This window comes from Kribbella sp. (assembly GCF_035655035.1).
GTDB lineage: Bacteria > Actinomycetota > Actinomycetes > Propionibacteriales > Kribbellaceae > Kribbella.
This window is the reverse complement of record NZ_DASRVN010000615.1, coordinates 1-8,762: the sequence shown is the minus strand read 5'-3', so window position 1 is coordinate 8,762 and position 8,762 is coordinate 1. Positions and strand designations below refer to the sequence as shown.

The following is an 8,762-nucleotide window of genomic DNA, read 5'->3' as shown; positions in this document are numbered from 1 at the left end:
CCCGAGCAGCGCCCGGCGTTCCTGCGCCGCCTCGCAGGCCCACGCTTCGAACGGGCTCAGCTCGTCGCGTGCCGTGAAGCGGGCGATCAGTTCGTCGAAGCTCCGCCGGGCACGCACCATGTCACGGACCTCGGTCGCCGGTCGGAGCGTCGGCGCGGCGCGCGGATGCTCGGACAGCCGGCGGTGCAGTCTGCCCAGCATGTTCCCGACGGCGGGCCAGCGGGCGCCGGTGATCCCACCCTCGGCAGTCTCACCGTCCACGAACTCCCACAACGACATCGCCAACCGCCCGACGACCAGCTCACCGTCGACGGTCCGCGGTACGCCGTCGACCGGTTCACCGTGGGCGGTGCGTGGTGCGGCGGTGACCGGTTCGCCGTGGGCGGTGCGTGGTGCGGCGTCGACGGGCTCGCCGTGGGCGGTGTGTGGTGCGTCGTCGACGGGCTCGCCGTGGGCGGTGCGTGGTCCGGCGGCGACCGGCTCGCCGGGGTCGGTCCGTGGTGCGTCGTCGACCGGCTCGCCGTGGGTGGTGCGTGGTGCGTCGGGGACCGGTTCGCCGTGGGCGGTTCTTGGTGCGTCGGCGATCAGCTCGCCGGCGACGGTGGGTGGTACGGCGGCGGCCGGCTCGCTGTGGGTGGTCCGGGGTAGGGCGGCGATCGGGTCGCCGTTGAGGGTTCGTTGTAGGGCGGGGACCGGGACTGCGTGTCCGGCGTATGCGGTCAGGTCGATGGCTTCGCGTTCCCGGTTGAGGTTGCCCTGGTACAGCTTGGCGAACCAGGAGCGGCCGGTGTCGTCGACGACCTGGTAGTTGATGGTGTTGGTGCCGGCGTGGATCCGGTGCAGCTCGGCCGCACGCACGCCGTACGACTTCCGCAGTGCGTCCGCGAGCTCATTCAGGATCGTTGCCCCGCAGTCCGTCCACCGCTTCCCGCAGTACGTCGGCGTGACCGGTGTGCTTCAGGTACTCCTCCAGCAGGTCGAACGCGACCCGCCGCCGGTTCGTCGTCCAGGCCGGATCCGGGTCCTCGACAACCACGTCCAGACCACCGTCTGCGCTCAGCTCCTGCCAGGTGGTGCGAGAGCGAGCGGCCGCGGCGTACCAGAAGGAATAGAGCTCCTCCGGGTCGTCGGTGACGGCGGACTCCCAGCCCCACCGGTCGTTCTCGACCCAGCTGCGAGTGCTCCAGGGCGGGCCGAGCGGGCGGTCGGCTGCCTTCGCGGTGAAGCCGTCCTCGACGAACGACATGTGCTTGATCAGTCCCGCGAGCGTCATCGTCGACGGCGGGTGCGTCTGCCGCAACTGCTCGACTGTCAGTCCGCCGGTCTTCCAGGCGAACTGCTTGCGCACCCGATCGAGCGCGAACTGGAGCGTCCCCGCCTCGTCACGCAGTGGGCCCTGCTCCAGTGGTAGATCTCTCCAGTCCAAGGCACGGCTCCTCTCCTCGGCCCAGCATGCCGCACAACGGCGTCACTGCCCGGAGACCGCGCGGGTCCCCGGGCTTTGTGAACGGGCGCCGAGTGCGGGCTAGAGCCGTGGGCGGGTGCCTGGCTCCTGGTGGGGCAGGGATTGTGCGGCGGGAACCGACGGGTCCGGCAGGGTGGCCGCTTCCTCCTTCTGCCGCGCCACGACGGGCGCCGGATCCGGCAACGCCGGGAACGGTACGTCGCGGCGCGGGAAGCGCAGCGTCGAGGTGAGGTCACCGGCCGTCTGCCGTCGCCAGGCGCTGATGTTCGGCTCCCGGACACCGAACCGGACCTCGAGGAAGCGCAGCAGCGAGGTGTGGTCGAACGTCTCGCCGGCGACCCAGCCGCCCCGGCTCCACGGCGAGATGACGAACGTCGGCACGCGGAAGCCCATCCCGATCGGGCCGGCGATACCGCCTGCCTGCCGGGGCAGCGTGGTCAGGAATTCCCCAGGAGTGCCGGGCGGGGGCGTCGGTGGCGTGACATGGTCGAAGAAGCCGCCGTTCTCGTCGTAGGTGATGAACAGGACGGTCTTGTTCCAGACCTCGGGGGTGGACGCGAGCGCGTCCAGCAGGTCGTAGATGAACGCGCCGCCCGCCGCGGGCAGGCCACTCGGGTGCTCGTCGGCCTCCGACTGCAGCCACGAGACCTGGGGCAGGTTGCCGGTACGGATGTCGTCCATGATCGCCGTCTTAGGCCGCAGCTTCATGCCGTTCTCGTACAGCGGAGAGCCCGCCGGCGCGGTCTGGAACTGCTTGAACCACCCCAGCTCCGGCCCGTCGCCGAAGACGTGCGACTGGTAGCTGCGCCAGCTGATTCCCGCCGCCTGGAGTCGTTCGGCGTACGTCGTCCAGGTGAAACCGCCGCTCGGGGGCAACGAGTTGGTCGCGACGTTCGGGCCGCCGTTCGCACCGGTCGGGTCGATCGTGCCGGTCATCGTGTGCAGCCGGTTCGGCCAGGTCGGCCCCATGACCGAGCAGAAGTAGTGGTCGCAGATCGTGAACGCGTCGGCCAACGCGTAGTGCAGGGGGAGGTCGTTACGCGTGAAGTAGCCCATGGTCAGCGGGCCGAACGCACCCACGGCGGCCCGCTGCGACGGTACCCAGTTGTCCATCGTGCCGCCGTTCCACGCCTGGTGCAGCGTGGGCCAGCCGTGCCCGGGATCGTGGATCGCCGCGGCGTTCGTCGTCGTGGTGTCCAGGTGAAAGGGAAGCACGTACCCGTCCGGGTTGAGCGCGTCCGGCTGGTAGAACACCGACCTGCCGGAGGGCAGCGTCCGGAGATCGGGATCGTCGAACCCGCGGACTCCGGACAGGGTCCCGAAGTAGTGGTCGAAGGACCGGTTCTCCTGGGTCAGGATCACCACGTGCTCGATCTCCCGCAGGTGCGCCAGGTCTCGCGCCGGGGCAGCCAGCGCCTTCCGCATCGACCAGGGGAGCTGCGCCAGGCCCGCCGTACCCACCGCTGCCGCCGCCGACCCCAAGAAGCGCCGCCGGGTCATTCCTGCCATCGATTCCACGTCTGTCACAACTCCTCTGCAAGGACACCGGACGGCAACGACTCAACTGCGCACCGGTAACGCGCATCGGGCCGCTCAGCATCGGCCGGGCGAGACGATCGCGAACGATGCGCAACGCCCGGGTTACGACCTGCAGCCGAGCATGGCCGCACAACCGGCCGGACAGCTGCTACTTGGCACGAGGTCTTCATTCGGCACTGTTCCGGAGGTATCACAGGCTGTAGCACGGAAGGCTCGTCGACGACAACGCCGGCGAGTTCCGTTGTCAGGGAGGAGTTTCACGATGGGCCCAAGACAAGGACGACGGCGGGGCTGGGGACTCGTGATGGCCACTGCGGGTGCTCTGGCGATCACAGGGGCGCTGACGCCGGTCGCGTCGAGCGCCACCGGCACGGCTCCGGTCGCCGACACCAACCCGACGGCCTGTGCCAACCGGGTCAACAACACCCCGCAGAAGCTCGTCGACTGTGTAACCCAGGCCGACCTCTGGAAGCACATGGTCAAGTTCCAGCAGATCGCGGACGCCAATCCCGGCGCCGACGGCCACCCGTCCCGCAACTCGGGAGAGCCCGGCTACAAGGCCTCGGCCGATTACGTGGCGAGCGTCATGAAGGCGGCGGGCTACGACGTGAAGCTGCAGGAGTACAAGTTCCACTACTTCAGCTTCGTCGGGACTCCGGTGATGCGAGAGGATTCGCCGGCACCGCAGTCGTTCGGGCTCGTCACGGACTTCAACCCCGCGACAGTCGCGGGTTCGGTGACCGCGAAGGTGCAGCCGGCGGGCGGCATCGTCGTACCCGCGACGCCCGCACCCAGCTCGGCCAGCGGCTGTGCAGCCGCGGACTTCGCCGGGTTCGTGCCGGGCAACATCGCCTTGATCCAGCGCGGCACGTGCACGTTCGCCCAGAAGGTGGCGAACGCCGAGGCGGCCGGTGCTTCCGCGGCCGTCATCTTCAACGAGGGCAACCCCGGACGTACGAGCGCCTTCTCCGGGAGCCTGGCCGGTACCGAAAAGATCCCCGTACTGTTCACGTCGTACGCCGTCGGCACGCAGCTGCTGTCACAGTACGTCCCGGGCACGGGCCCGGTTCTGACCGTCAACGTGCAGGTCATCGACGACCCGAACCGCTCCGACTGGAACGTCATCGCCGACTCCAAGGGCGGCGATCCGAACAACGTCCTCGTCATCGACGCGCACCTGGACGCCATCTACGGAGCCGGAATGCTCGACAACGCGTCGGGCTCGGCCACGATCCTGGACATCGCCCAGCAGCTGAAGAACACGAGTACCCGCAACCATCTGCGCTTCATCTGGTTCGGCGGCGAGGAGCTCGGACTGTTCGGCTCGAAGTACTACGTGAACACCCTGCCGGCCAGTGAACTCGCCAAGATCAAGTTCGACCTCGACGCCGACGTCACGGCCACACCGAACTACGTGGCCGGTGTTCTCGACCCGAAGGACGGGGTCACGCTGTTCGGGCGCGGACCGGGCACCCCGATGCCGCCGAGCATCTTCGCTCCGTCGGCGATCGGGCGCGACTTCGGGATCGACTACCTCAACTCGATCGGGAAGAACCACATCCTGTTCTCGGCCGACGGTACGGATGCCTTCGAGTTCCAGTTGGCGGGCGTTCCGGCGAGTGGTGTTCTGACTGGTCAGGACTGCTGCAAGCTCGCGTCGGACGTTGCGCTCTTCGGCGGGTACGAGGGCAACTTCGAGGGCAACGTGCCGGGGACCGACGGGGGCTGCGTGGACAACCCGTTCCGCTGGTGCGACAACCTCAGCAACAACGACCCCGTGGTCATGACCTGGATGTCGAAGGCATTCGCCAACATGGTCGGCCACATGGCCTACGACACGCAGGTCTTCAACGCCACCAAGCCCGGCACCGGCCATGCCAAGGCGGGCCCGGCCCAACCGAAGGCCGCGGCCCCCAAGAGCTGAGCTGCTGACGAGCTGGGCCTCGGCTGCATCAGGCCGAGGCCCAGCGACAGATCACCGGGCCACTGCGCCCGGGAGGACCCGCGTGCCCTCGACCCGAACGGCCCGCAGGCTGTGCGGGTCGAGGCCGAGCAGTGCGAGGATCGTCGGAGCGACCTGGGTGGTCTCGACGGGGGCATGCACGACCTGGGGCCGGATGCCCGGGCCGCTGACGACCATCAGTACGTGACGGTCACCGGTGTTCATGCCGCCGTGCTCGGCGAGCTTGGTCGGCTTCGCGTAGACGATGCCCTCCTGGACCTTGCCGAACACGTCGGGGTAGCGGCCGTTGCCGACCGGTACTCCGAAGAACCGCGCGGCCTGGTCGCCGGCCCAAATGCGCGTCAGACCCGAGTGCTGCACGGTGACGGGCTTCTTGTTGATGTCGACGCCCTTGGCGGTGTGGTTCCACAGGTAGTTCTTGACGAAGTTGCCAGCGGCCTGCGAGTTGTCCGACAGGTACGACTGCCACAGGTCGTCGTTCGTGCCGGCCACGACCAGGGTCTTGCCCGGGTGCGTCTTGGCCCACTCGGCGTTGATCGCGTCGACGATCGGACCGTCCGGCACGGTGACGAGTTTGGTGGGGTTCTGCGGCGACTGACCGTGCTTGGCGGTGACGATGATCGTGGTCGAGTTCGTCAGGCCCTTCTTCGCGATCTCGGCGACCATGCGGCCGAGCTCGGCGTCGACGGAGTCGAAGGCGCTCGAGAGCACCGGTCCCGGTACCAGCTTGGCGTTGACGAACTGGTAGCCACCCGGCTGCGGCGCGCTGGTGGTGTATCCGCCGTGACCGTCCGGGACCAGGTTCGCCGAGGTCGACGGGATCTTCTGCGCGACCGAGACGGTCTGGAAGTTCATGCCGAAGATCGCCGGCGTACCGACGTGGTCCTTGCCGGAGTGGTCGAGACCGTCGATCTCGTTGAGCATCGCCTGGACCTTGTAGCCGTCGTACTGCTTGGTGGCGGCGTCGATGTGCGCCCAGTCGTCGTCCTGCGGGTACGGCTTGCCGTTCGGCATCACGGCCTGCGAGTCGATCTCGGGGCCGAAGAAGTCGTCGATGCTCTTGCCCTGCGAGCCCGGGCCGTTGAACGACAGGTACACGGCGTGCTTGTCCGACCAGGCGGTCCGCAGGCCGGCGGCGTGGGCCACCTGGAAGATCGAGTTGTCGCCCAGGTAGTCCCACGGCATGATGTTCTTGCAGGTCGCCGGGTCGATCGGGAACGTCGTCCTGTCGAACGACGACGCGTCGTTCTTCAGGTTCATGATCAGCGCCGGGTTGCTGTCCGCGCCGTTCGGGCCGTAGATCGAGCCGTTCTCGTCGAACGACGGGAACGCGTGCGCCGCGCCGGTGCTCAGGTCCGGTACGCCCGGGAGCGCGTCGTCCGGCGAGTCGTACACGACGTCACCGCCGGTGGCCGGGTGGCCCGGAGTACAGGCCGCGCCCGCCTCGTCGACCTTGTGGCTGTACTCGACGTCGTAGTACACGCCGGTCGACTTCGGGTTGCCACCGGTCATCAGCGCGGTGCCGCCCGGGTCGGAGTCCGACGGGTTCGACGTGAGCGCGTTGGTGTACTGGCGGCCGCCGCGCGTCAGTCCGGCGAGCGTGGACTTCGGGTGCGCGGCGACGTACCGGTCGAGGTCGCTCTGGTGCATGCCGTCGATCGAGATCAGCAGCACATGCTTGCTGTGGGACGTGCTGGGGGACGTGCTGTGGGGCGTGCTTGTCGCACGAGCGGCCTGAGCGCTCGTGCCGATGAACGGCAGGGCACACAACGCGGCGATCGACGCCGCCGCGAGTCCGCCCGCGATCGGACGGGTGTACTTCGACATGGGGTCTCCAGGAATCGAAAGGGGCTGACCTAGGACGAACAAGCGCGCGATCCATGCCTATGCGCCTGGTACAGCCCCTGCGTGAAGCCCAGGTGTCCAATACCCTGCCGCTCCGTAACCACAGCACGGGGAAACTGTGGACGCGCTCAGCTCACGTCGACGGAGGTGTCGTCGATGACGAACGATGTCTGCTTCGTGTAGTCCTCCGCACCGGTGAACTGGAGCGTGATGTTCTGCCCTGCGTAGCCGGACAGGTTGAAGGAGTGAACGTTGTAGCCGGTGTTCGCGTTGAGGTTGGAGTAGGTGTACAGCGTTGCCAGCACGGTGCCCGCGCTGTTCAGCACCTGCAGCTTGAGGGTGTCGTACTTCGTCGTCGTGCTCGTCTCGGCGGTGTCGACGTGCATGTAGAAGTTGAACTTGTAGTTCGTGCATCCGGTCGGCAGCGCTACCGCCTGTGACAACGTGTCCGTGTGGGTCGCGCCGTACCCGTCCATCCAGGCCTTCCAGCTTCCGGTGCGTGCCGGCTCGCTGGTGTTGTTGCTGATCACACCGGAGCTTGCCGACCACGGCGGCGCCGTACCGGTCTCGAAGCCGGGGTTGCCGAGCAGCTGCTGCGTCGTACACGAGCCGGCCGTCGGCGTCGCGGTCGCCTCGGAGGACTGGGCCCCTTCGCCGATCGAGTTCACCGCGCTGACCTTGTAGTAGTACGCCTGCCCGTTGGTGAGCCCGGTGTCGGTACAGGTGAGCACCACGCCCAGGCCGCTGCAGCCGCCGCCGGTCAGCAGCGTTTCCGAGCCGCTGCTCGTGCCGCGATACACCTTGTACGACGTGACCGCTACGCCGCCGTTGTTCGCGGGCGCCGTCCACTTCAGCGTCGCCTGGGCGTTGCCCGCGGTCGCGGTGAGCCCGGTCGGTGCGTCAGGCGGCGTACCGGCGATCGGCGACGCGGTCACCGTCACCGTCGCGGTCGCCGTCTTCGCAGGTGACGAGCTATCGGTCACCGTCAGCGTCGCGGTGTAGGTGCCGGCCGTGTTGTACGTGTGGCTCGGGTTCTGCGCCGTGCTGGCCGCGGAACCGTCCCCGAAGTTCCAGCTGTAGCTGTACGACGGGGTGCCGCCGGTCGCCGTACCGCTGAAGTTTGTTGTCAACGGCACCTGCCCGGAGGTGGGGTTGCCGGACGCGGTCGCCGTGAGCGGGCTGCCGACCGCGCCGACCGTCGTCGTCACCGTCGAGGTGGCGGTCTTCGCGGGCGACGAGGTGTCCGTGACCGTCAGCGTGGCCGTGTAGGTGCCGGCCGCGGTGTAGGTGTGGCTCGGGTTCTGCGCGGTGCTCGCGGCCGAGCCGTCCCCGAAGTTCCAGCTGTAGGAGTACGGCGCGGTGCCACCGGTGGCCGAGCCGCTGAACGACACGGTGAGCGGCGCGTTGCCGGTCGACGGCGTACCGGATGCCGACGCCGTCAGGGGTGTCGAGCCCTGGATCCACAGGTCCTCGAGCGGATCGCCCAGGGCGGCCTGGTCGGCGGAGGTCATCGGGTACGTGCCGAGCCCGAGGTTCCCGTTCGGGTCGATGATGCCCGGGGAGACGTTCTCCATCGTGCGTTCCATCGCCGCGAGGACGTTGTTCGTGGTGTACGCGACGTGGCTGACGTAGCCCTGCTTCATGTACTTCGGCGACGCCACGATCACGGTCGGCACCCGGTACGTGTTGGACACGTGGTCGGGCCCGTTCGAGCCGTTCTGGGTGTCGTCCTCGGTCACGACGATCACGGTGTTGTCCTTGTAGGACGCGTTGCCCATGATCGAGTCGACGACCTGCTTGGTGACCGCGTCGTTCTTCGGGATGTCCTGGTACGTGCCGGGGTGGTCGTTGAACAGCTCGACGTACGAGTACGCGGGCAGGCCGTTCGTCGCGACGTAGTTCAGGAAGCCCGTGCCGATCGTCTGGTCGTCGTCGTTCTGGCCCTTGCAG

General features: G+C 68.2%; 6 protein-coding genes. 1 reads left to right on the top strand and 5 read right to left on the bottom strand.

Annotated elements, in window-relative coordinates; translation table 11 throughout:
- The 3 genes from VFF46_RS32355 to VFF46_RS32345 form a co-directional block, all read right to left on the bottom strand.
- Positions 1-858: hypothetical protein (locus VFF46_RS32355; protein ID WP_325041038.1), on the bottom strand; the 858-nt coding region annotated here is incomplete at its 3' end.
- A 31-nt stretch (positions 859-889) separates the two neighbouring features.
- On the bottom strand, positions 890-1,426 hold the full coding sequence (locus VFF46_RS32350) for a DUF664 domain-containing protein (protein ID WP_325041037.1): 537 nt from the start codon (positions 1,424-1,426) through the stop codon (positions 890-892).
- Positions 1,427-1,525: 99 nt separating this feature from the next.
- Entirely contained in the window at positions 1,526-2,974 is a 1,449-nt protein-coding gene (locus tag VFF46_RS32345) for an alkaline phosphatase family protein (protein WP_325041036.1), read from the bottom strand.
- A gap of 334 nt (positions 2,975-3,308) precedes the next feature.
- Between VFF46_RS32345 and VFF46_RS32340 the strand changes: the two genes are divergently transcribed.
- Positions 3,309-4,928 carry a M28 family peptidase gene (locus VFF46_RS32340; protein ID WP_325041035.1) on the top strand — a complete coding sequence of 540 codons (1,620 nt, stop codon included), beginning with the start codon at positions 3,309-3,311 and terminating at the stop codon, positions 4,926-4,928.
- 51 nt (positions 4,929-4,979) lie between these two features.
- On the opposite strand, the gene VFF46_RS32335 is transcribed toward VFF46_RS32340, so the two are convergent.
- Together VFF46_RS32335 and VFF46_RS32330 are read right to left on the bottom strand one after the other, a co-directional pair.
- Positions 4,980-6,794 carry an alkaline phosphatase family protein gene (locus tag VFF46_RS32335; RefSeq protein WP_325041034.1) on the bottom strand — a complete coding sequence of 605 codons (1,815 nt, stop codon included), beginning with the start codon at positions 6,792-6,794 and terminating at the stop codon, positions 4,980-4,982.
- A 146-nt stretch (positions 6,795-6,940) separates the two neighbouring features.
- Positions 6,941-8,762: PKD domain-containing protein (locus tag VFF46_RS32330; RefSeq protein WP_325041033.1), on the bottom strand; the 1,822-nt coding region annotated here is incomplete at its 5' end.